This is a genomic window from Dactylosporangium cerinum (assembly GCF_042653625.1).
In the GTDB taxonomy this organism is placed as follows: Bacteria; Actinomycetota; Actinomycetes; order Mycobacteriales; family Micromonosporaceae; genus Dactylosporangium; species Dactylosporangium cerinum.
Genome location: NZ_JBHSIU010000027.1, coordinates 63,991 through 83,739 on the forward strand (window position 1 = coordinate 63,991; position 19,749 = coordinate 83,739).

Annotated in this window: 26 protein-coding genes; 17 read left to right on the plus strand and 9 right to left on the minus strand. The window is 71.6% G+C overall.

The window, feature by feature from the left end; translation table 11 throughout:
• Positions 1–57: 57 nt before the first annotated feature.
• Positions 58–588 (minus strand): CGNR zinc finger domain-containing protein, encoded by a 531-nt coding sequence (locus tag ACFPIJ_RS22480; RefSeq protein ID WP_380117140.1) that lies wholly within the window; start codon positions 586–588, stop codon positions 58–60.
• A gap of 38 nt (positions 589–626) precedes the next feature.
• Here ACFPIJ_RS22480 and ACFPIJ_RS22485 point away from each other — a divergent pair, with 38 nt between their 5' ends.
• A complete protein-coding gene (locus ACFPIJ_RS22485) occupies positions 627–1,595 on the plus strand; it encodes an EamA family transporter (protein ID WP_380117141.1) in 969 nt (322 codons plus the stop codon).
• 87 nt (positions 1,596–1,682) lie between these two features.
• Here the strand turns inward: ACFPIJ_RS22485 and ACFPIJ_RS22490 are convergent, their stop codons facing one another.
• Positions 1,683–3,539: a DJ-1/PfpI family protein gene (locus tag ACFPIJ_RS22490; protein WP_380117142.1), complete on the minus strand. Its 1,857-nt coding sequence runs from the start codon at positions 3,537–3,539 to the stop codon at positions 1,683–1,685.
• 65 nt (positions 3,540–3,604) lie between these two features.
• On the opposite strand from ACFPIJ_RS22490, the gene ACFPIJ_RS22495 reads away from it, so the two are divergent.
• From ACFPIJ_RS22495 to ACFPIJ_RS22530, 8 genes are all read left to right on the plus strand, one after another.
• Positions 3,605–4,687, plus strand: a complete 1,083-nt coding sequence (locus ACFPIJ_RS22495; protein ID WP_380117143.1) for a sensor histidine kinase — start codon at positions 3,605–3,607, stop codon at positions 4,685–4,687.
• 38 nt (positions 4,688–4,725) lie between these two features.
• Complete coding sequence (locus ACFPIJ_RS22500; RefSeq protein ID WP_380117144.1) at positions 4,726–5,364, plus strand: response regulator; 639 nt, start codon at positions 4,726–4,728, stop codon at positions 5,362–5,364.
• Between the two features lie 280 nt (positions 5,365–5,644).
• Entirely contained in the window at positions 5,645–5,959 is a 315-nt protein-coding gene (locus ACFPIJ_RS22505) for a histidine kinase dimerization/phospho-acceptor domain-containing protein (protein ID WP_380117145.1), read from the plus strand.
• Positions 5,925–6,626 (plus strand): NAD(P)H-binding protein, encoded by a 702-nt coding sequence (locus ACFPIJ_RS22510; protein WP_380117146.1) that lies wholly within the window; start codon positions 5,925–5,927, stop codon positions 6,624–6,626. Before ACFPIJ_RS22505 ends, ACFPIJ_RS22510 begins: the two co-directional genes overlap by 35 nt.
• Positions 6,627–6,719: 93 nt before the next feature.
• Positions 6,720–7,067, plus strand: coding sequence for a GNAT family N-acetyltransferase (locus ACFPIJ_RS22515; RefSeq protein ID WP_380117147.1), 348 nt, complete (start codon positions 6,720–6,722; stop codon positions 7,065–7,067).
• A 13-nt stretch (positions 7,068–7,080) separates the two neighbouring features.
• Entirely contained in the window at positions 7,081–7,314 is a 234-nt protein-coding gene (locus tag ACFPIJ_RS22520) for a GNAT family N-acetyltransferase (protein WP_380117148.1), read from the plus strand.
• A gap of 32 nt (positions 7,315–7,346) precedes the next feature.
• Positions 7,347–7,745: a DUF6153 family protein gene (locus ACFPIJ_RS22525; RefSeq protein ID WP_380117149.1), complete on the plus strand. Its 399-nt coding sequence runs from the start codon at positions 7,347–7,349 to the stop codon at positions 7,743–7,745.
• 103 nt (positions 7,746–7,848) lie between these two features.
• Complete coding sequence (locus ACFPIJ_RS22530) at positions 7,849–8,469, plus strand: DUF305 domain-containing protein (RefSeq protein WP_380117150.1); 621 nt, start codon at positions 7,849–7,851, stop codon at positions 8,467–8,469.
• 48 nt (positions 8,470–8,517) lie between these two features.
• On the opposite strand, the gene ACFPIJ_RS22535 is transcribed toward ACFPIJ_RS22530, so the two are convergent.
• Complete coding sequence (locus ACFPIJ_RS22535) at positions 8,518–9,093, minus strand: TetR/AcrR family transcriptional regulator (protein ID WP_380117151.1); 576 nt, start codon at positions 9,091–9,093, stop codon at positions 8,518–8,520.
• Between the two features lie 81 nt (positions 9,094–9,174).
• On the opposite strand from ACFPIJ_RS22535, the gene ACFPIJ_RS22540 reads away from it, so the two are divergent.
• The 3 genes from ACFPIJ_RS22540 (at position 9,175) to ACFPIJ_RS22550 (ending at position 11,070) form a co-directional block, all read left to right on the plus strand.
• Positions 9,175–9,360: a hypothetical protein gene (locus tag ACFPIJ_RS22540; protein WP_380117152.1), complete on the plus strand. Its 186-nt coding sequence runs from the start codon at positions 9,175–9,177 to the stop codon at positions 9,358–9,360.
• Positions 9,361–9,362: 2 nt separating this feature from the next.
• Positions 9,363–9,887: a DUF2269 domain-containing protein gene (locus ACFPIJ_RS22545; protein ID WP_380117206.1), complete on the plus strand. Its 525-nt coding sequence runs from the start codon at positions 9,363–9,365 to the stop codon at positions 9,885–9,887.
• Between the two features lie 109 nt (positions 9,888–9,996).
• Positions 9,997–11,070 carry a Dyp-type peroxidase gene (locus ACFPIJ_RS22550; protein WP_380117153.1) on the plus strand — a complete coding sequence of 358 codons (1,074 nt, stop codon included), beginning with the start codon at positions 9,997–9,999 and terminating at the stop codon, positions 11,068–11,070.
• Between the two features lies 1 nt (position 11,071).
• Here the strand turns inward: ACFPIJ_RS22550 and ACFPIJ_RS22555 are convergent, their stop codons facing one another.
• The gene (locus tag ACFPIJ_RS22555; RefSeq protein ID WP_380117154.1) at positions 11,072–11,521 is read right to left on the minus strand and encodes a hypothetical protein; all 450 of its coding nucleotides are present in this window, start codon (positions 11,519–11,521) and stop codon (positions 11,072–11,074) included.
• A 438-nt stretch (positions 11,522–11,959) separates the two neighbouring features.
• Between ACFPIJ_RS22555 and ACFPIJ_RS22560 the strand changes: the two genes are divergently transcribed.
• From ACFPIJ_RS22560 to ACFPIJ_RS22570, 3 genes are all read left to right on the plus strand, one after another.
• The gene (locus ACFPIJ_RS22560; RefSeq protein WP_239136184.1) at positions 11,960–12,331 is read left to right on the plus strand and encodes a BlaI/MecI/CopY family transcriptional regulator; all 372 of its coding nucleotides are present in this window, start codon (positions 11,960–11,962) and stop codon (positions 12,329–12,331) included.
• Positions 12,328–13,269 (plus strand): M56 family metallopeptidase, encoded by a 942-nt coding sequence (locus ACFPIJ_RS22565; protein ID WP_380117155.1) that lies wholly within the window; start codon positions 12,328–12,330, stop codon positions 13,267–13,269. The genes ACFPIJ_RS22560 and ACFPIJ_RS22565 overlap by 4 nt, the downstream gene beginning before the upstream one ends.
• Positions 13,270–13,345: 76 nt before the next feature.
• Positions 13,346–13,600 carry a DUF4229 domain-containing protein gene (locus ACFPIJ_RS22570; RefSeq protein ID WP_380117156.1) on the plus strand — a complete coding sequence of 85 codons (255 nt, stop codon included), beginning with the start codon at positions 13,346–13,348 and terminating at the stop codon, positions 13,598–13,600.
• A gap of 117 nt (positions 13,601–13,717) precedes the next feature.
• Here the strand turns inward: ACFPIJ_RS22570 and ACFPIJ_RS22575 are convergent, their stop codons facing one another.
• A complete protein-coding gene (locus ACFPIJ_RS22575) occupies positions 13,718–14,104 on the minus strand; it encodes a hypothetical protein (RefSeq protein WP_380117157.1) in 387 nt (128 codons plus the stop codon).
• 148 nt (positions 14,105–14,252) lie between these two features.
• Between ACFPIJ_RS22575 and ACFPIJ_RS22580 the strand changes: the two genes are divergently transcribed.
• On the plus strand, positions 14,253–14,759 hold the full coding sequence (locus tag ACFPIJ_RS22580) for a hypothetical protein (protein WP_380117158.1): 507 nt from the start codon (positions 14,253–14,255) through the stop codon (positions 14,757–14,759).
• Positions 14,760–15,044: 285 nt separating this feature from the next.
• Here the strand turns inward: ACFPIJ_RS22580 and ACFPIJ_RS22585 are convergent, their stop codons facing one another.
• The 4 genes from ACFPIJ_RS22585 to ACFPIJ_RS22600 all read right to left on the minus strand — a co-directional run bounded on the left by ACFPIJ_RS22585 (position 15,045) and on the right by ACFPIJ_RS22600 (position 18,575).
• Positions 15,045–15,602 carry a vitamin K epoxide reductase family protein gene (locus tag ACFPIJ_RS22585; RefSeq protein ID WP_380117159.1) on the minus strand — a complete coding sequence of 186 codons (558 nt, stop codon included), beginning with the start codon at positions 15,600–15,602 and terminating at the stop codon, positions 15,045–15,047.
• A complete protein-coding gene (locus ACFPIJ_RS22590; RefSeq protein WP_380117207.1) occupies positions 15,602–16,246 on the minus strand; it encodes a DsbA family protein in 645 nt (214 codons plus the stop codon). Before ACFPIJ_RS22590 ends, ACFPIJ_RS22585 begins: the two co-directional genes overlap by 1 nt.
• 107 nt (positions 16,247–16,353) lie before the next feature.
• On the minus strand, positions 16,354–18,393 hold the full coding sequence (locus ACFPIJ_RS22595) for a bifunctional copper resistance protein CopD/cytochrome c oxidase assembly protein (protein ID WP_380117160.1): 2,040 nt from the start codon (positions 18,391–18,393) through the stop codon (positions 16,354–16,356).
• Complete coding sequence (locus ACFPIJ_RS22600; RefSeq protein WP_380117161.1) at positions 18,390–18,575, minus strand: hypothetical protein; 186 nt, start codon at positions 18,573–18,575, stop codon at positions 18,390–18,392. Before ACFPIJ_RS22600 ends, ACFPIJ_RS22595 begins: the two co-directional genes overlap by 4 nt.
• A gap of 218 nt (positions 18,576–18,793) precedes the next feature.
• Here ACFPIJ_RS22600 and ACFPIJ_RS22605 point away from each other — a divergent pair, with 218 nt between their 5' ends.
• Positions 18,794–19,708, plus strand: coding sequence for a cation diffusion facilitator family transporter (locus ACFPIJ_RS22605; RefSeq protein WP_380117162.1), 915 nt, complete (start codon positions 18,794–18,796; stop codon positions 19,706–19,708).
• The last annotated feature ends 41 nt before the right edge of the window (positions 19,709–19,749 follow it).

The following is a 19,749-nucleotide window of genomic DNA, read 5'->3' on the forward strand; positions in this document are numbered from 1 at the left end:
ACACCCCGGCCATCGCGTCGTGGCAGGCCGCACAGGGGGCAGGCACGGGGTTGTGGGCTACGCGTCTTGGCGGGCGGCGCGGCGGGCGCGGTAGGCCGCCACGTTGCCGCGGTTGCCGCAGCCGCCCTCGCAGAAGCGCCGTGAGCGGTTCTTCGACAGGTCCACGAGGACCGCGTCGCAGTCGTCGGCGGCGCAGATCCGCAGCCGGTCGAGCTGCTGGAGGCGGATCACGTCGATCATCGCCATTGCCGTCTCGACGGTCATCCGCACGTCGAGGGAGGCGTCCGGCGGGGTGGCGTGCAGGTGGTAGTCCCAGCCGTCGTGCCGGAGCAGCTGCGGCAGTGCCCCGCCTTCGCGCAGCAGTGCGTTGGCCAGTTCCACGGCGGCGTCCTCGTCGGCGCTCCAGAACTCGCGCATCCGGACGCAGGCGGCCTGGACCGCGGCCAGTTCGGCGTCGTCGTGGGCGCGGGCGCCGGTCCAGCCCCACGGGTCCAGGAAGGCGTCGAGCGCGGCGACGTCGGGGAGGTCCGCGTTGATCATCGCCGCCGTCGCCACGAGCGCAACCTCCGTGTCATGCGCAAAAAGCATCTTGACTCCTTACTAGCAGCGCGACTAGCGTTCCTGTCATGAGCATAACGCGTTTTACTCGTGACGATCGGGCGCGGGGCGCGGCCGGGCTGGGGCTGGCGCTGGCGTCGGCGGCGATGTTCGGCACCTCCGGCACGTTCGCCGGCGCGCTCATGGAGACTGGCTGGTCGCCGGGCGCGGTGGTCACGCTGCGGATCGCGATCGCGGCACTGCTGCTGACCCCGCCCGCGCTCATCGCCCTGCGCGGGCGGTTCGGGCTGCTGCGCCGGGCCGCCGGCGAGGTGCTCGCGTTCGGGCTCGTCGCGGTCGCCGGATGCCAGTTGTTCTTCTTCAACGCCGTCCGCCGGCTCGACGTCGGGGTGGCGCTGCTGCTGGAGTACGGCGGCATCCTGCTCGTCGTCGTCTGGGTCTGGCTGCGCCACGGCCGCCGCCCGGGCCGGCGCACCGTCCTCGGCGGCCTCGCGGCCCTGGCCGGTCTGGTGCTGGTGCTCGACCCGGGCGGCCGCAGCCTGGACGCAGCCGGCGTCGCGTGGGGCGTCCTGGCCGGCGCGGGCCTGGCCGTCTACTTCGTCATCGCCTCCCGCGGCGACAGCGCGCTCCCGCCGATCGCGCTGGCCTGGGCCGCGATGGTCGTCGGCGCGCTCGCCTTGGCCGCGTTCGACGTGACCGGCCTGCTGCCGTTTCGCACCAGCGCGGCCCCGGTCACCCTGGTGGGCACGCAGATGAGCTGGATCGTGCCGATCGCCGGCCTGGCCGTCGTCGCCGCCGCGCTGGCCTACGCGTCCGGCATCGCCGCGTCCCGCCTGCTCGGCGCGAAGGTCGCCTCGTTCGTCGGCCTGACCGAGGTGCTCTTCGCCGTGCTGTTCGCGTGGGCCGCGCTGGGCCAGGCACCGGGCGGCTGGCAGCTGGCCGGCGGCGTCGTCGTGCTGGCCGGGATCGCGCTGGTCCGCGCCGACGAGCAGCCCGAACCCGCCCCGGCCGAGGTCCCTGAGCCGGTGGCCGCGTAGCGCACCGACCTCGCGGGCCGTCCTCACCGCCGGTGCCAACGATCGCGGTGTGCGATCAGCCGCATGCGCCGACCGTGTTGTGGGCGCCTACCGGGTCTCCCCGGCGGACTCCTCGACCTGCTGCGGCAGATCGCCGCGTCCGGGATCATCACCGGACCGATGGGGGAGCTGGTCGACCCGGGTGCCCTGCTTCCGGAGAGCGTGCCACCTTGCCCGGAAGGCCCAGGTGGGAGCCGCGGCGTAGTGCTCCCACCGCACGAGCATGAGCGCGACCATCGCGGCCAGCATCAGCACGTGCCCGGCCGTGGACAGGGCGGCGCCGGACAGAAACGGCAGCAGCACGACGAACGGCGCCACCATGACCAGCGCCATCTCACCGATCATGCGCCGGTCGTGCCCGCGGATCGCCATCCACGCCGCCATGCCGGCGGCCATGTCCACTGCCATCACCAGCGTCATCAGCACCGGCCGGTCGTGCGTCAGCCAGTGCCACGCCGGGGCCAGCAGCATCATCCCGGCGAACATGGCGACGAGCATCTCGGCCAGGTGCCGCAGCCAGTGCCGCAGCCGAGGACGCCGGGCCAGCCCGGCGCGGACCAGGACGTACAGGGTGCCGCCGGCCGCGGTCGCCAGCGCCAGCAGCAGCGCGGGCACCCAGGGGAACGCGGGGCCGGACAGCTCGCCGGGTGCGTACTCGAGGGTCTTGGCCACCCACCGGGCGGTCGGCACGTCGGTGGTGGCGGCGAGGTCGCGCAGCGTGCCGTCGAACGGGAACTCGGCGCGGGCGTGGACGTACACCGGGTTCCACGCCGGGTCGGCGCGGTGGGCGAGGGCGGCGTCGTGGCCGGGGACGAGCAGCCGGTCGTAGCCGGTCGGCACGGCGGTCCGCGGGATGAACGTGAGGCCGTGGCGGGAGCGAATCGGCTGCCCGTCGGCGGTGACGGCGGTGAGCCGTGCGACGTACACCAGTTGCGTGTAGGTCCGGAACACCGAGGCCAGCTCGATCTCGCCGACGCCCGGGGTCAGCAGCACACCGGCGTGGACCGGCGCGCGGAACCCGGCGTTGAGCAGCGCGACGGTGTCCGCCGGTGCGGGGTGGGCGGCGGCGATGTCCGCCGCGGCACCCGGATGGTAGGTGCGCCAGCCGATCGCGGTGGCGGCCTGCCGGGCGGCGTCGGTGCCGTGTTCGCGTTCCAGGATGCGCAGCGCACCGTCCACTCCGGACAGGACGGCGGCGGTCGTGATGATCCGGCCGTCGTCGACGTAGCGGACACCGCGCTGCCACCGCACGTCCGGGTACTGTCGTTCGTAGCCGTACAGGGCGAGCCAGTTGCTCGTGGCGGGCCGGCCGGTGAGCAGGCCGGTGCGGGCGAGGAGTCCGGCTCCGGCGCAGACGCTCATGATCTGGGCGCCGTCGGCGTAGCGGGCCCGGAGCCAGTCCACAGTGGACTGCAGTAGCGGCGAGGAGGCCTGCTGCACCTCCGGCACGATGATCCAGTCGGCGTGCCCGAGGTCGGCGAAGGTGCGGTCGGGCACCAGTTCCAGACCACCGGTCAACGGGATCGGGGTGCGGTGCTCCGCGACGGTCAGCACCTGGTAGTGGCCGGACGCGGCGAGGGTCTCGTACGGGGCGAGGACGTCGGCCGCGTTGGCGCCGGCCGGTCCCAGCAGCACCGCGACGGTCGGCCGGGCGTCGGCGCCGGCGGTGGACGGCGGCGGCAGGGGCACGGAGCTGGGCGACATGGGTACGGAGCTGGGCGACATGGGTACGGATCGGGGCGGCGGGTAGACGGCGTCGGCGGCGTCGGACGCGTGGATCGCGCCCACGGCGGTCGCGGCGGCCAGTCCGGCGAGGGCAACGGCGAGCACACGGCGGATACGGCGGATTCCCATGCCGCTGATGGTGTCGGCCGGGCGGGTCACAGCGCCCGTGCCGAACGTCATGACCGGGGTCATGGGTCGGTCCGGCCGGATTGACTTCGCCGGCCGGGCGCCTGCATGGTGCAGACGTGGAACGGTTCCTGTGGATGCTGGCCGTCGGTGCGTACGCCGTGCTCGTCCTCGAGGCCGTCGCCGGTGCGAACCCGTGGCCGGCGATCGTCACCGGCGCCGCGTACACCGCGCTCGTGGTGCTCGGGGCGTGGCTGCTGCCCGGCCGCGGACCGGTGTGGCTCGTCGCGTACATGCTGCTGCAGATCGGGCTCGGGTTCGTCATGTTCAGTGCGGCCCACGCCTCGTGGGGCGGCACGCTGCTGCTCATCGTGCTGGTCGTCCAGGCCGCGCAGCTGCTGCCGCTGCGTGGAGCCGCCGTCGTGGCGCTCGTGGTGCCGCTCGGGCACGTCGGCATGGACCTCGGCGAGGGCGTGCGGGAGATCGCCGGGATGCTCGTCGCGTCGCTGATGGCGCTGGTCGTGACCCGGTTGCTGCGCCGCGAGCAGCAGACCCGCGTCGAGCTGGCCCTGGCCAACGCGCAGCTGGAGGAGCTGGCCACCACCCAGGAACGCAACCGCGTCGCCCGGGACATCCACGACGGGCTCGGCCACTACCTGACGACGCTGCAGATGCAGATCCGGGCCGGGCGTGCGCTGCTCGACCGGGACCCGGACCGCGCCGACGAGGTCCTCGCCCAGGCCGAGGAGCAGGCCCGGGAGGCGCTGTCGGAGGTGCGGCGGTCGGTGTCGGCGCTGCGGGCGCCGCGCGTGCCGCTGAGCGAGCGGGTGGAGCGGCTGGCCCGGGAGGCGTCGCAGTCCGGGCCGCCGACGAGCGTCGAGGTCCGCGGGGCGTCCCGCCGGCTGGCACCGGACGTGGAGGAGGCGCTGTACCGGGCGGCGCAGGAAGGCCTCACCAACGTCCGCCGGCACGCCCACGCGGCACACGCACACGTCCTGCTGGACTACCGCCCCGCCGAGGTCCGGGTGGTCGTCGGTGACGACGGCTGCGGGCAACCACCGGACCGGTCCGGCGGGTCTGGCGGGTCCGGCGGGTTCGGTCTCACCGGCCTCCGGGAACGGGTGACCGGGCTGGGCGGCGCGGTGGCGCTGGACTCGGTGCCGGGCAAGGGTTCCACGCTCACCGTGACGGCGCCCGCGTGATGCGGGACAGCGCTCGTGTGATCCGGGACGGCGCTCGTGTGATCCGGGTGCTGCTCGCTGACGATCAGCGGCTGTTCCGGGAGGCGCTCGCGCTGCTGCTGTCGGTGCAGGCCGAGATCGACGTCGTCGGTGAGGCGGCGGACGGTGCGCAGGCGGTGGAGCTGGCCGCCCGCACGTCACCCGACGTGGTGCTCATGGACCTGCGGATGCCGGTGATGGACGGCGTGACCGCCACCCGCCGCCTGCGCGCCGACCACCCGGCCGTCCAGGTGATCGCCCTGACCACCTTCGACGACGACGCCGACGTCTTCCCCGCCATCCAGGCCGGCGCGATCGGCTACCTGCTCAAGGACGCCTCCTCGCAGCGGCTGATGGAGGCGATCCGCGCCGCCGTCCGCGGCGAGTCGGTCCTCGAGCCGGGCGTGGCCGCCAAACTGGTGTCCCGGGTGGCGCAGCTCCCGCCGCCGGTCCCCGCCCCGCTCGTCGTGCCGCTGTCCGGGCGGGAGCTGGACGTGGTGCGGCTGCTGGCGGGCGGGCGCAGCAACCGGGAGATCGCGTCCGCGCTGTTCCTCGCCGAAGGGACCGTGAAGAACCACGTGACCAGCGCGCTGGCGAAACTCGGCGCGCGGGACCGGACCCAGGCCGCGCTCCGCGCCCGGGAGCTCGGCCTGCTCTGAGCAGAGGCGGCCGATGCGCACCGCCACAGCCTGACACACGCCGCCCATCGCTCGGCCCGTGCTTTGGCCGTACCACAACCGAACTGCACCGGCGAGATCGGCGCTCAGCGCCGGATCGGAACGACGGAGACGGGCGAAGCGGGCCGGCGGGCTGACGCGCTCAGGTCGTCGATCGCCGCGGTGACCCAGGCCGCCCGGGGAATCGCGACGGGTGAGCGGGGTGCCTTGCCGGTCCTGCGCGGGGCCGCGCGCGTGCGCGGGCCGACCGAGCTCGCCCGAGATGGCTGAGGCCGTCGGGGAGGCCACCCTTGTCGTGCTGCGCGCCCGCGACGAGGCGATGGCTGCCGCCCAGGCCAAGTCCGCGTTCCTGGCCACCATGAGCCACGAGATCCGCACCCCGATGAACGCCGTCATCGGCATGACCGGCCTGCTGCTGGACACCGATCTCAGCGACGGGCAGCGCGAACTCGCCACCGTCGTGCGCGACAGCGGCGAGGCGCTGCTCACGATCATCAACGACATCCTCGACTTCTCCAAGATCGAGGCGGGTCAGCTGCAGCTTGACCGACCCGGAGAGCCTCCGGCCCGTGCTTGACGGCGCTGACGCGCTGTTCCTCCACGACGGCGGCGCTGGTGCCCATCTGTTGAGCCCACGGGACATCCTCGATGTCGCGAAAGCCGGCGGAGTCGGCCGCATCGTGTTGCTGTCCTCCATCGGAGTCGCCACCCGACCGCACTCGGCATCCCATGGCGGCATGATGCGGGCATTCGAAGACGCCGTGCGGCAATCGGCGATGGCCTGGACGATCCTGCGGCCTGGCGCCTTCAACTCCAACATGTACGCCTGGGCGGAGACGGTCCGTGCGCAGCGGACGGTCGCCGCGCCCTTCGGCGACGTCGGCCTGCCGACCGTCGACCCGGCCGACATCGCCGAGGTCGCCGCCGCAGCCCTGCACGAAGACGGCCACGCCGGACAGATCTACGAGCTGACCGGGCCGGCCCTCACCACACCCCGGCAACGAGCCGAGACGCTCGGCGAGGCGCTCGGCGAGCCGATCCGGTTCGTCGAACAGACCCGCGACGAGGCCCGCGCGCAGATGCTGCAGTTCATGCCCGAACCCGTGGTCGAGACCACCCTCGATGCCATCGGCGAACCCACCTCCGCCGAGCAGCGGATCAGTCCCGACGTCGAACGGGTCCTCGGCCGGGCGCCGTACACCTTCACCGACTGGGTCCAGCGCAATATCACTGCCTTCCGCTGAGATGGTCCTGCCGTTGCCGGCTTCCGAGGAAACCCGTTGCGGGTGGCCGGCATCGGATGTGTGGTTGATCGGCCACCGATCACGGGAGAGAACATGACGGGTCTGTCGCTGCCCACCCCCACGTTGCACACCGGCCGCCTTCGACTGCGTCCCTTCGACGACGCGGATGCGGACGCCATCTTCGCGCTGCACAGCAGCGCCCACGTGCTGCGCTACTGGGACGCGCCGCCGTGGACCGAACAGGTGCGCGCCGAACGGTTCATCACGGCTTGCCGGCAGATGGCAGAGGAGGGCACCGGGGCGCGGCTGGCCGTGGATCGTGTCTCCGACGGGGCGTTCATCGGCTGGTGCAGCCTGAGCCGGTGGAACCCGGACTACCGCAGCGCGTCGCTGGGCTACTGCTTTCGGCGATGCGGCGTGGGGCCACGGCTACGCGACTGAGGCCGGGCGCGTTGTGCTGCGGTGGGCATTCGACACGCTGGACCTGAACCGGGTCCAGGCCGAGACCGATACGCGCAACGTGGCATCGGCCCGCGTGCTGGAGAAGCTCGGCTTCGTGCGTGAAGGGACCTTGCGGGAGGACTGCGTCGTGAACGGCGAGGTCTCCGACTCGTGGGTGTACGGGCTGCTCAGGCGGGAGTGGCGGCAAGCGGTCGTGGATCTCGCCACGGTCTACGATGTTGTGTAGGAGGTGGTCGGGGAGTGGTGCGCAGTCGCCGCATGCAGCTTGCCGGGGCGCATTCGCACGTCCGGCTGCTGACCGCGGTGCTTCTTCTGGTGCTCGGTGTCGTTTGGATGCACATGCTCGCCGCGGCCCCGCTCCCGCCCGCCATGCACGCGGGCCCGTCGATGGCCGCGCAGGCGATGCCCCGGTGCACCCCGGACGGGCACCACGACCCGTGTCCGGATGAACCGCACGACGGCGGTCACGCGGCAGCGATGTGCCAGTCCGCGCTGCCGCCCGCGATCGGCGCGCCGGCGCCCACCTTCGCCGCATCGTCGGCCGCGCTGCCCGCCTCACCGGTCCGGACGTTGACGCTCACCGTCGCGGCGGAGGCGGCCGGCGGTAGTGGTTGTGGACCACCGTTGCGCAGTGTGCTGTCGATCTGGCGAACGTAGACCGGCTCTGGAGTTGGCTGATGCCGCCGGGCCACAGGCTCCGGCGGCGACGTCCTGGACGCATCCGCGTCACCGTTTCGAATCTCCAGGAGCTCGATCCACCATGCATAAGATCAACCCGCGCGGGGCCGTCCTGGCCACCGGCGCACTCATCCTCGCCTTGCTCGCCGGCGGCTGCGGCGACCACCAGACGGACCACAACACCATGGGTGCCACCGCCACATCCACCGCGGCGCCGAAGTCTGGCGCGACCTTCAACGCCATCGACGTCAGGTTCGCCACCGAGATGATTCCGCACCACCGTCAGGCGATCGACATGGCCACGGCCGCCCAGTCGAAGGCCGTCACACCTGAGGTCAAGGCCCTCGCCGACAAGATCGCCAAGGCGCAGGAGCCGGAGATCGCCACGATGTCCGGGTGGCTGACCGCCTGGGGTGAACCGGTCCCCAGCCCCGGCGCCATGCACCACGACATGGGTGACATGGCCCAGATGCCCGGCATGATGACCGACCGGGAGATGCAGGACCTGTCCAAGGCCGCCGGCAAGGACTTCGACACGATGTTCCTGCAGATGATGATCAAACATCATCAGGGTGCGGTCGAGATGGCCAAGACCGAACAGGCTCAGGGTCAGGACCCGGCGGCCAGGCAACTCGCTGCCAAGATCGCCGCGGACCAGACCGCGGAGATCACCGAGATGCAGGGCCTGCTGGCCAAGATGTAGACGAGGGTCGGCCCGCGGGTGTGGCAGCAGTGCCCGCCCGCGGGCCGTTCAGTGCCGGGGCTCTGGACGTATCGCGGCGATCGTGACCGCGACGAGCCGTTCGACCGCTGCCTCCGACGGCAGGTCCGCCGCGGCCCCGAGCGCGTGCCGGCAGAACTGCGCCAGTTCTGCGGCGTCCACGTCGGTTCGGGCGGCGCCGGCCGCAGCGCTGTCGGCGATCAGGTCGCGGAGCAGGGCGTGCAGGTGCTGCTCGGCCTCGGCCAGGTGTGGCCCACGATGCAGCCCGGCGGCGAGGTCGGTGCCGTGGTGCCGGTGGCCGATCAGTGCATACGTGCGCAGCACCGCCGCCAGCTTGTCGAGGGGTTGCCCGGCCGCGTCGCGGGCGGCGGCCAGCTGCCGCACATGCCCGCCGACCTGCCGCTCGTGCCAGGCGAGCAGCACGGCCTGCACGTCGGGGAAGTACTTGTACAGCGTCGCCCTGCCGATTCCGGCCGTGGCGGCCAGCTGCGACATCGTCACCCCGCTCAGCCCGTGCTCGTGCACCAGCGCCGCCGCCGCGTCCAGAACCGCATCCCGCACGGCATGGCGGTGCTCGCTGATCGTGTCGTTCCACAACTTCGGCACCTCCCCACTGTACGTCTCGCCGCATGCGTGACACTATGAATCGGTCATAGACACATTGTATTGAAAAACTGGGAGGACGAGATGACGGACGAAGACGGCGCGGCGCGGATGCCGCGGTGGGTGAAGATCGTTGGCGTTGCCGCGATCCTGCTCGTCGTCCTGCTGGTCGTCGCGCTGCTGAGTGGGCACGGTCCGGGACGGCACATGGGCGGTCATGGCGCGTCCGCGCCCATGGCTCTGGGCGGGGCCGCCGGGTGGCTCCGGTGAGGATGGCGCCGCCGCTGCGCAAGGCGATGCTCACCGTGCACGTCGCCGCATCGGTCGGCTGGCTCGGCGCGGTCGCGGCATCCCTCGCCCTGGCCGTCGCCGCGCTGACCTCACGCGACGTGCAGGTGGTCCGGGCCGCCTACCTGGCGATGGACGTGCTCGGCCGGACGGTGCTCGTGCCGATCAGCGTCGCGTCGCTGCTGACCGGTGTGGTGCAGTCCCTGGGCACGGTATGGGGTCTCGCACGGCACTACTGGGTGCTGTTCAAGCTCGTCATCAACGTGGTCGCCACCACCGTGCTGCTGCTGTACACCCAGACCCTCGGCCTGCTCGCCGACCTTGCCGGAGACCCGTCGGCGACCCTGGCGCAGTTGCGCAGCCCGTCGCCGCTCGTCCACGCCGGCGCCGGCCTGCTGCTGCTCATCGCCGCGACGGTGTTGTCGGTGTACAAGCCGCGCGGCATCACCGGATACGGCGCACGCAGCGCCACGGCGACTGCGACACTCCGGTCTTCAGCCGCGTCGTAGCAGGCAGCCGGCGGCAGTCATCATCCCGGTCGCCGTCGCTCGCCCTCTCTGCCCGCGGATCGGCGTCTCACGCTGGTCTGATGGAGGCCGATCAATGTAGGTTCTCGCCATGGATCCAGCGGCAGACGGACGGGGGATGTCCCGCCGCTCGGTGCTCGCCGGCACCGGAGTCCTGGGGGGAGCGCTGCTCGGTGCGGCGGGATGCAGCGACGAGCCGTCGCGGGCGTTCCATGGCGCGCGTCAGGCCGGAATTACGACGGCGGTGCTTCCGTGTCTGCAGATCGCGGGCTTTGACGTGGTAGCGCGGGATCGCGGCGGGCTGGTCGAGCTGTTGCGGACGTGGACCCGAGTCGCGGCGGAGCTGGCCGGGCGGCCGGGTGCCGAGCTGACGGTGACGTTCGGTTTCGGCCCGGGGCTGTTCACGGAAGGCCGGTTCGGGCTGGCGGATCGCCGCCCGCCGGCGCTGGCCGAGCTGCCGGCGTTTCCCGGTGAGCAGCTGGACCCGGCCGCCGGCGGTGGGGATGTCTGCGTGCAGGTCTGTGCCCGGCACCCGACCGTCGCGCACGACGCCGTGCGGGCGCTCGTCAACGCGGGCCGGTCGAGCGCGCATCTGCGCTGGCGGCAGGTCGGTTTCCGCGACGCCGTCGGCGGTGCTGACAGGGCTGACCCCGTCGGTTTGTTCGGCTTCCGCGACGGCACCGCCAACCTCGACGTCGCGAAGGAGCAGGCGGAGCATCTGTGGGTGAGCGACGGCCCGGCGTGGCTGCACGGTGGCACCTACCTGGTGGTGCGGCGGATCCGGCTGCTGCTGGACACCTGGGACCGCACCGATCTCGCCACGCAGGAGGCGATCATCGGCCGCCGCCGCGACAGCAACGACCGCCTCGACGGCGCCCCCGGCGCGCACGCACAGTTGGCCTCACCCGAGGCGAACGGCGGCGTCAAGCTGCTGCGGCGCTCCTACTCCTACGACGCCGGCGCAGACCCCAACGGGCTGATGGACGCCGGGCTCATCTTCATCTGCTTCCAGCGCGACCCGCAGCGCCAGTTCGCCGCGATCCAGCAACGTCTGGCCGCGAACGACCCGCTCAACGGCTTCAGCCAGCACCTGTCCAGCGGCGTGTTCGCGTGCCCGCCCGGCATCGAACGCGGCTCATGGATCGGCGAAGGTCTGCTGTCCTGAACTATTGAGGTTTGGCGCGGGGCAGGGCGATCCGCGCGAGGGCGATGACCTTGGTCTTGGGGTCGGCGGGTGGCTTGGCACCGCTGAACTTGGCGGTGAGGTGGGTCTTGCCGCTCATCACCTGCAGCTCGTACTTGTCCGGCGTCCAGTACGCCTCGTCGCCGATCCCGGTGACGGCCTCGACGACGGCCGGGTTGCTGCGGCCGCGTTCGAAGTCGTCCCGGCCGCTGGCCTCGGAGTCGTCGAGGATGTAGAAGTACTCGGTCACGCTGGGCTTCTCGCTCGGTGCGAGGGGGCCGAACCCGGGGGTGATGCCGAACGCGCACACCGGCGGCCAGCTGTCCACCTTCAGCGCTGGATTGACCGGGATCTTCAGGACCTGGACGACCTCCTCCTGGGTGAGCGTCCGGCAGGGGTCGGCCAGCTGGCTGACGTCCCACGAACCGTGCATCGCCGTCGGGCTTCCCGGAGGACCGGCCAGTGGCCCGTGGGACGGAGGCGGGCCGGCTGGAGCGGGGGTGTGGCGCGCTTCCGGCGGCGGGGATGACGGCGATGCGCTGGTGCAGCCGGCACAGCTGGTTACTAGGGCCGCTAGTACGACCATGCGGTAGGAAAACGATTGCTTGGCGGGCGTTCTCCACATGAGCGGGAGTCTACGACGATCGATGGAGTTTTGATAGGTCGCGAAAAAAGCCTGTGACCTGCATGGAGCGATCTGGCAGCGATCGAGGAGCACGCAGCGGAACGCTACTAGTGAAAATAGTAGGTGGAGCTGCACGGTCGTATCCTTGATGGTCAGCCGGCACGGAACGGACGACCACCGATCGAGCGGCCCCGGTGTGCGCGCCGCCACGTTACGCTTGCCGTCAGCCGCGTGGAGGGGTGCATCGTGCAGGGGTTCGGAGAGCTGGAAACGGCACTCATGGAGGTGCTGTGGAAACGGCAGGCGCCGACGACCGTCCGTGAGGCGATGGACGACCTGCGGTGGCATCGGCAGCTCGCCTACACCACGGTCATGACGGTGATCGACACGCTGTACCGCAAGGGCTGGCTGACCCGGGAGCCGGACGGCCGCGCGTACCGGTACCTGCCGGCGCTGACCCGCGACCAGCTCGTGGCGCAGACCATGCACGAGGTCCTCGTCGACAGCGGCGACCGCGGCGAGGCGCTGATGCACTTCGTCGGCCGGATGACGATGGATGATGCGGCCGCCCTCCGCGAGGCGCTGAGCAGCTACGAACGCCGGATCACGGGCCGATGAGCCCGCTGCTGCTGATCGCGTTCACGCTGGTCCTCGCGTTCGTGGCGGCGCCGCGGCTGGCAGCGGCGTCGTGGGTGCTGCGGGCGCCGCGGCTGGCCCTGACCACCTGGCTCGTCGGGTCGGGTGCCGTCGTGGCGTCGGGCCTGCTCACCGGCCTCAACCTGCTGTTGTACTGGGACCGCACCCACGACCTGGTGAGCGGGGCCTGGCACTTCTGCCTGGACTCCCTGCTCGGCCGGCACGACGCTCCCGCTCAGGTCGCCGCGGTCGTCGGGCTGCTGACCGTCGTCGGGCTGTGCTATCGGATGGGGCTCGGCATCACCCGGCTGGCCGCCGCTCAGCGGGCCCGGCGGGCCGATCTGCGGATGCTGGTCCGGCTGGCCGGCATCCCCTCGCTGGTGCCTGGCGCGACGGTGGTGCGGCATGACCGGCCCGCCGCCTACCTGATGCCGGGGAAGACCACCGACATCGTCATCACCTCCGGCGCTGTCGACCAGCTCAGGGTGCCGGAGCTGCACGCCGTGCTCGCCCACGAGCGGGCCCACGCCAGCGGGCGCCATTACCACCTCACCCACTGGGTCAGGTTCCTGGTCCAGGCGTTTCCAAGGGTCGCCTGCTTCAGGCTGGCGAGGCGACAGGTGGAGCGGCTGGTCGAATTGTGCGCCGACGACACCGCCGCCCGCAGTGCCGAGCGGATCGACCTGGCCCGGGCGCTCGTCACCATGGCGCAACCGGTGAGCCCGGACGGCGAGCTGCTGGCCGTCAGCGGCGGCGACAGCCTGGAACGGCTGCACCGCCTCCTCACCCCGCCGCGACCACTCACCGCCGTCGCCCGGGCGTCTGTGGCCGCGGGAGTTGGCGCGGTTGCGGTCGCCCCTCTGGCGCTGGCGATGTTCGACCGCTACGTGTCCTGGGTGCCCGACGCGCTGTCCTTGTAGCCGCGTTCTGTTCCGTGAGTAGAGCAACCTGCGGCGGCGCCGACGCCGCAGGTGCCGCACGGTAGAGTCGCCGGTTGTGGGACCCGTCCTCAAACTGCTTGGTGCGCGCCTTGTCCTGTTCGTGGCGGTCGCTGCCGTGTTGTCGGTGTTGCCGATCGAGCTGGATCCGTTCGTCAAGCTGTTGATCGCGCTCGTGGTGAGCATGGTTGTGTCGGCCTTCGTGCTGCGTGGCCTCCGCCGGGATGTCGGCGCTCGGCTGGAGCGTGGAGCCCAGCAGCGCCTGGACCGTGAACGAGACGCGCAACCCGCGAAACGAGCACCGCGGCAGTGAGACCATGACCTGCGGGGATTGATGCGGCGAGGGGTGCGTCATCCACCGGATGGCGGCTGACACACCCCTCGTAGTTGCGCATACGCACGGCTTGGCACCTCGTCGGTGCCGCCGACGTCAGTGTCCGGCGATGGCCGGGCCGTGACCGCCGTCCGTGATCTGGGTGCCTTCGGCGAACGCCGAATCGAACTGGGCGCGCAGCGCGTCGAGGCTGGAGAACTCCGAGGCGGAGTACTGCTCGCTGCCCTCGGCGGCGAAGACGCTGTTGGTCTCGGCCTCGTCGTGGCTGTAGCTGGTGTAGTCGGTGGACTCGTAGCGGGAGCCATCGGCGCCCTCGTACTCGATGTGCTTGCCGGTCTCGAAGTCGGTGGACTCGGCCGACGCGCTGTCCTGGCTGTAGACGCCGAAGTCGGACTGGTAGTCCTGCTCGCTGCCGGCCTCGGTGTGCAACTGCTCGATCTCGCCGGACTCGGCACCGGTCTCGAACTCGCCGTACTCACTCATCGCGGTGTTCCTTCCAAGTGGCTGTTGCCGTTGTCGTTCGTTCCGATGAGAAGGACACTACTAGGCACGATCGTAGTGACGAATCCCCGAATCGTGCCACGGCCACGGCCGGATCAGGCGACGGTGGGCGGTCGCGTACGGTGACGGGGTGCAACTGCGCGGGATTCAGACATCGGATGGGACCACGGCGACGCTGTGGTTCACCGCCGACGGCGTGTACGTCGTAGGCCGCTCGGCCCGTCAGCACACGTTGCTGCGGCTGGCCGGCGGATCTGCGTTCGCTGCGTTGGCCGTTGCGATGACCGCGATGGGCGTCGGCAGTGCCGTCAGTGCCCGGGCCGGCGTGGTGCTCTTCGTGGTGGCCGGCGTTGTCGGCACCGTGGCCGTGGTCACTGCCTCCGTCGGTTGGGCACTGTCCGTGCGGGCCGGCCGGGCGATCCGTGACGGTGTGACACCGCCGGACCTGCCGCTGGCCGCAATACGCTGGGCCCGCAGCACCGGCGAGGGGGAGCGGGTGCGCCTCACCGTTGGAATGGAAGAGGGCGACGAGCTCGAGTTCACGGCGGCGGGTCAGGCCGGCGCCGACCTGGTCCGCCTGTTCGCCGGGATGCTGGGCGCGGGCGGCCCGCCCGGCAGATCCTCCGCGCAAGGCTGAGCACGGCGGACATCCTCCTACTGCGGAGGATAGGAGTCGCTGTTGCCGTGACGGCAATGCTCGCGGTGATCGCTGTCACGCGGCGCGAGCCCCTGAGCGAGACAGAACTCGCGCCACGTCAAGCCGGGTTAACAGCGACCCACACCAGAGTCCCCGACTCGCTGTGAATACTACTATCATGCCTAGTAGTTCGTCGAGGCGTCGCGTGCGCGCCTGCGGGCACGGCCGGCAGCGCGAGGACGGTGAGCGCGCCGAGCATGACCGCGGCGAGGAGTGTCCGCCGGCTCATCGCAAGGTTCTCCAGAACTCCCAGAACTCCACGCCGATCAATGCGACCAGGACGAGGAGCCAGCCGGTGAGGATCGTGCTGTGGTACCGCGCGACCGCGTCGAGGAAAGGCCGCCCGCGGAGGTTGTGCAGGGTCACGTACCAGAAGATGACGATGGTGACGACCCAGACGGCCATGCAGTACGGGCACAGGGCGCCGATGCGGTACACGCTCTGCACGAACAACCAGTGCACGAACACCACGCCGAGGACCGCACCCGCTTGCAGCCCGAGCCACCACCAGCGGGGCAGCACGGCGCCGGCGAGCACGGCGACGCCGGTGGTGACGACGACGGTGAACCCGACCAGGCCGAGCAGCGGGTTCGGGAACCCGAACACCTCTGCCTGGTCGCTGGCCATGATCGAGCCGCAGGACAGGATCGGGTTGATGCTGCACGTCGGCCGGTACGCCGGGTCCTGCAGCAGCCGGATCTTCTCGACGGTCAGCACGAACGCGGCGACCAGCCCGAGCGCGCCCGCGACGGTGAGCAGCCACCCGAGCCTGCGGACGGGCATCAGCTGCCGGCCGCGAGGGCGTCGTCGACGGCCTTCTTGAGGTTGGTGTACGTGGGGGAGACCTGGAGCCGTTTGCCGTTGAGGAAGAACGTCGGGGTGCCCTGGACGCCGAGGTCGGTGCCGTCGGCCTTGTCCCGGTTGACGCGCTCGACCGTGGCCTGGGCGGTGACGTCGGCCCGGTAGCGGGTCATGTCGAGGCCGAGCTGTTCGGCGAAGCCCTCGAACGTCGCCGCGTGTGACGTGCGTGCCTCGCCCCACTCCTTCTGGGTGTCGAAGAGTCTGGTGTACATGGCCTCGAACTTGTCCTGTTTCGCCGCGGCCTCGGCCGCCTGGGCGGCGTTCTGGGCGTTGGTGTGGTTCGGCAGCGGGAAGTACCGCACCACGTAGGTGATCTTCCCGGCGTACTCCTTGCGGAGCCGCTCGACCGACGGGTACGCGGCGCCACAGGACTCGCATTCGAAGTCCAGGAACTCGACCAGGGTGACCTTGCCGTCGCCAGCCACGTCGAGGCGGTGACTGTCCTCGCGCACGAGGCGCGGGTCGGCCGCGCCGGTGACCGGCTCGGCTTCGCTGCCGGTGTCGTCGAGGACCAGGAACGCGCCGACGGTGATCACGGCGGCGACCACGAGGGTGACGGTCAGCATCAGGTTGCCGCTCTGCCACCACTTGCGGGCCGGCTGGCGGGTTGAGCTGGCCCGTCGGGGCGGGGCGGTGAACGTCTGCCGCGTGGTGCGGGGCTTGGCCTTCTTGGTCATCGGCGGGAGGCTCCCTCGTCGGTGGCGTCTTCGGTGGTACGGCGTGCTTCGGCGGCCCAGGCGGCCAGCTGTCGGTTGTAGGCGGCGAGCGCGTGGTCTTCGCCGTCGGCCTCGGCGCGGTCGATGGCCCGGTCGACCCGTCGTGCCTCGCGCTGGTCGGCGCGCCACCACTGGGTGAGCAGGATGATCGCGACAAGAGCGGTCGGCAGTTCCCCGAACGACCACGCGATGCCGCCGCCGAGCCGTTGATCGTCGAGCGGCGACGCACCCCACGGCCGGGCGAGGGCGGTGTACCAGTCGGCGGCGAGCACCGTCGTGGACTGCTGGACGGCGAGGCCGAAGATGGCGTGCAGGGCCATCGCCGCGAACAGCAGCAGCATCCGCAGCGGATACGGCGCGGGCCGCCGGCCGGGGTCGACGCCGATCAGGGCGTGGAAGAACAGGTACCCGGCGGCGAGGAAGTGTGCCTGCATCGCCAGGTGCGCGGCGTGGGAGCGCAGCGCGAGCTCGAACAGGCCGGTGAAGTACAGCCCGTAGAGGCTGCTGACGTAGACCGCGAGCGCGACGAGCGGATGGCCGAACAGGGCGGCGGGGCGGCTGTGCAGGGCGGCGGTCAGCCATTCCCGCGGCCCCGGCCAGTCCGATGAGCGGGTGGGACGCAGGGCGCGCAGCGCGAGGGTGACCGGTGCGCCGAGGACGAGCAGGATCGGGGCGAGCATGCTCAACGCCATGTGCACCACCATGTGCGCGCTGAACAGCACCGGCGCGTAGCGGGCCAGGCCGGAGCTGGTGACGAGGACCACGACCGTCCAGCCAGCCGTCCACACGACCAGGCGGTGCACGGGCCAGGCGATGCCGCGCCGCCGGAGCCGCCACCAGCCGGCGAGGTAGCTGCCGATCGCGATGAACGCGACGGTCATCGCCAGGGGTTCGACGAGCCACTGCGTCAGCAGCCGGCCGGCGGACAGCGGGTCGGGCATCGGGAAGCCGAGCAGGGTCTGGGCGAGGGTCTCCTCGCCGCTGTCACCGGTGGGTGGTGGCGTGCGCGACAGCGCGACGGCGAGCCCGGACGCCGCGGCGAGGACGGCCACCTCGACGACGGCGATCCGCCGGAACACACCGGGCCTGCCGTCGGCCAGGGCCGGGATGCTGACCCGCCGGTGCCACGCGGCGAGCACTGCGACCACCGCCACGGCGGCGATCTTGACGGTGATGAGTCGTCCGTACGTGCTGCTCCACAGCTCGGCCGGGTGTTGCAGGCGGGTCGTGGCGTTGAGGGTTCCGGCGGCGACGACGAGCGGCAGGCACCAGGTGGCGAGGACCGAGAAGCGGCGCACGGCCCGGTGCCGGTCGGCGGTGCCGCGATGATGCAGGAGGAGCAGCGCGGTGAGTCCGCCGAGCCAGGCGGCCGCGGCGACGCTGTGCAGGACCAGCGACGACACGGCGAGCTGGTGGTTGCCGGACGAGGCGGCGTGCCCGGCGAACGCCGGCGCGGCCAGCCCGGCCACCGCCACCGCCGCGAGAGGGACGACCGTGCGCACCTCGAGGGCGAACCGTGCCACGACCGCGATGGCGAGGGCCGCGGTCGCGCACACGAGCAGGGCCCGGCCCTGCACCAGGTCGAACAGGAAGCTCACGGTCGCCCGCCCGCGCAGGACGTCGGCAGCCGGGGTGGCCAGGAGGTCCGACACGGTGAACACGGCGAGGGCGGCGACCGCTACCAGCCATCCGGCTGCGGCGAGGGACGCCAGCCGGGTCGCATGGAATCCGGTGGCGGAGAGTGAAAGACGTGCCCTTTCGCGTTCGACCGGCACGAGGCAGGCGGCGGCGACGAGCAGCCCGAGCGTTGCCGCCGCGCTCACATCGGCCAGCACCCGGGCGATCGGCAGTCCCCATGCGGTCACGGGCCCGGCCACCGTCAATCCCGGCAGTGCCGTGGTGTCGGTGCCGCCACCGGCATACACCGCGCCCGCCGCCGCGGCGACCCCGACGACGACCAGCGTGGCGACGGTCGCACGCCGGTTCCCGAGCGTCACGCTGTGATGGCCGTGGGGCTGGTGGGGAGGCTCGCGCCCTCGGCCGGGTTGCTGCTGCGCAGCGCGTTGTGCGCCCAGGCCGGTGCCGCCGTGGCGGCCAGGGCCGTGACGATGCTGACGACCGTCAGCGCGGCGCCCGCGCTCCATCGGAACCGCCGTCCCGCCGGCACTGCTGACCTCACCGCACCCGTTCCTTCCTCTGGCCTGACTCCTACGCCACATAGTCGTTCACCACGACGCAAAAGTTCCCGAGGCCCGCAACTCGATCGCTGCCGGGGCCACAAGTACGAAGCAACATAGTAGACAGGGAGGCAGGTGGTGGCCCGGACACCCCTTGACGCGTCGTCGCCAACACATATTAGTATGCGCATGTGAACATGAGATTTGCGATGGTGCCCTGATGGGCCACGGACACGACCACGACGTGACGGCGACCGGCCGGCACCGTGCAGCGCTCGCCGGGGCCCTCGCCGTGTCGGTGGCGATCTTCGCCGTCGAGGTCGTCGGAGCACTCGTCACCGGCAGTCTCGCCCTGTTCGCTGACGCTGGTCACGTCCTCGCCGACGCCGGCGGGGTGGCCCTCGCCCTCGGTGCGACGGTGCTCGCCGCCCGGCCTGCGACGGATCGGCGCACGTTCGGCTGGGCGCGGGCGGAGATCCTCGCCGCAGCCGTCAACGGCCTGGTGCTCGCCGGTATGAGCGTCTACGTGTTCGTTGAGGGCGTCCGGCGGTTGATCGAGCCGTCCGAGGTCGAGCCGGGCGGGATGGCTCTGTTCGGGGTCATCGGCCTGGCCGGCAACCTCGTGGGCGTCGCGCTGCTGTGGCGGGCCCGCAACGCCAGCCTCAACATGCGCGGCGCGTTTCTCGAGGTCGCCACCGACGCCGCCACCTCCGTCGGTGTCCTCGTCGCGGCCGGGGTGATCGCGGCGACCGATTTCACCCGTGCCGACGCGATCGTGTCGGTGCTGATCGGTCTCATCATCGCGCCGCGAGCGGTCCGCCTGCTGCGCGAGGCGGTCAACGTCCTGCTCGAAGCGACCCCGGCCGGCATCGACCTGGACCGGATCCGTAGGCACATCACCGACCTCGAACACGTGCTGGACGTGCACGACCTGCACGTGCACGCCGTCACGTCCGGCCTGCCGGTGCTGACCGCGCACGTCGTCGTGCGCGACGAGTGCTTCCAGGACGGGCGCGCCCCGCAGCTGCTCGATGCCCTCCAGGCGTGCGTGGCCGGGCACTTCGACGTGGCCCACTCGACGTTCCAGCTGGAGCCGGCCGGCCACACCGACCACGAACACCCCAGCCACCCGTAGGAGTGCATCATGTCCAGACGCCGGGCGCCGACCGACCTCAC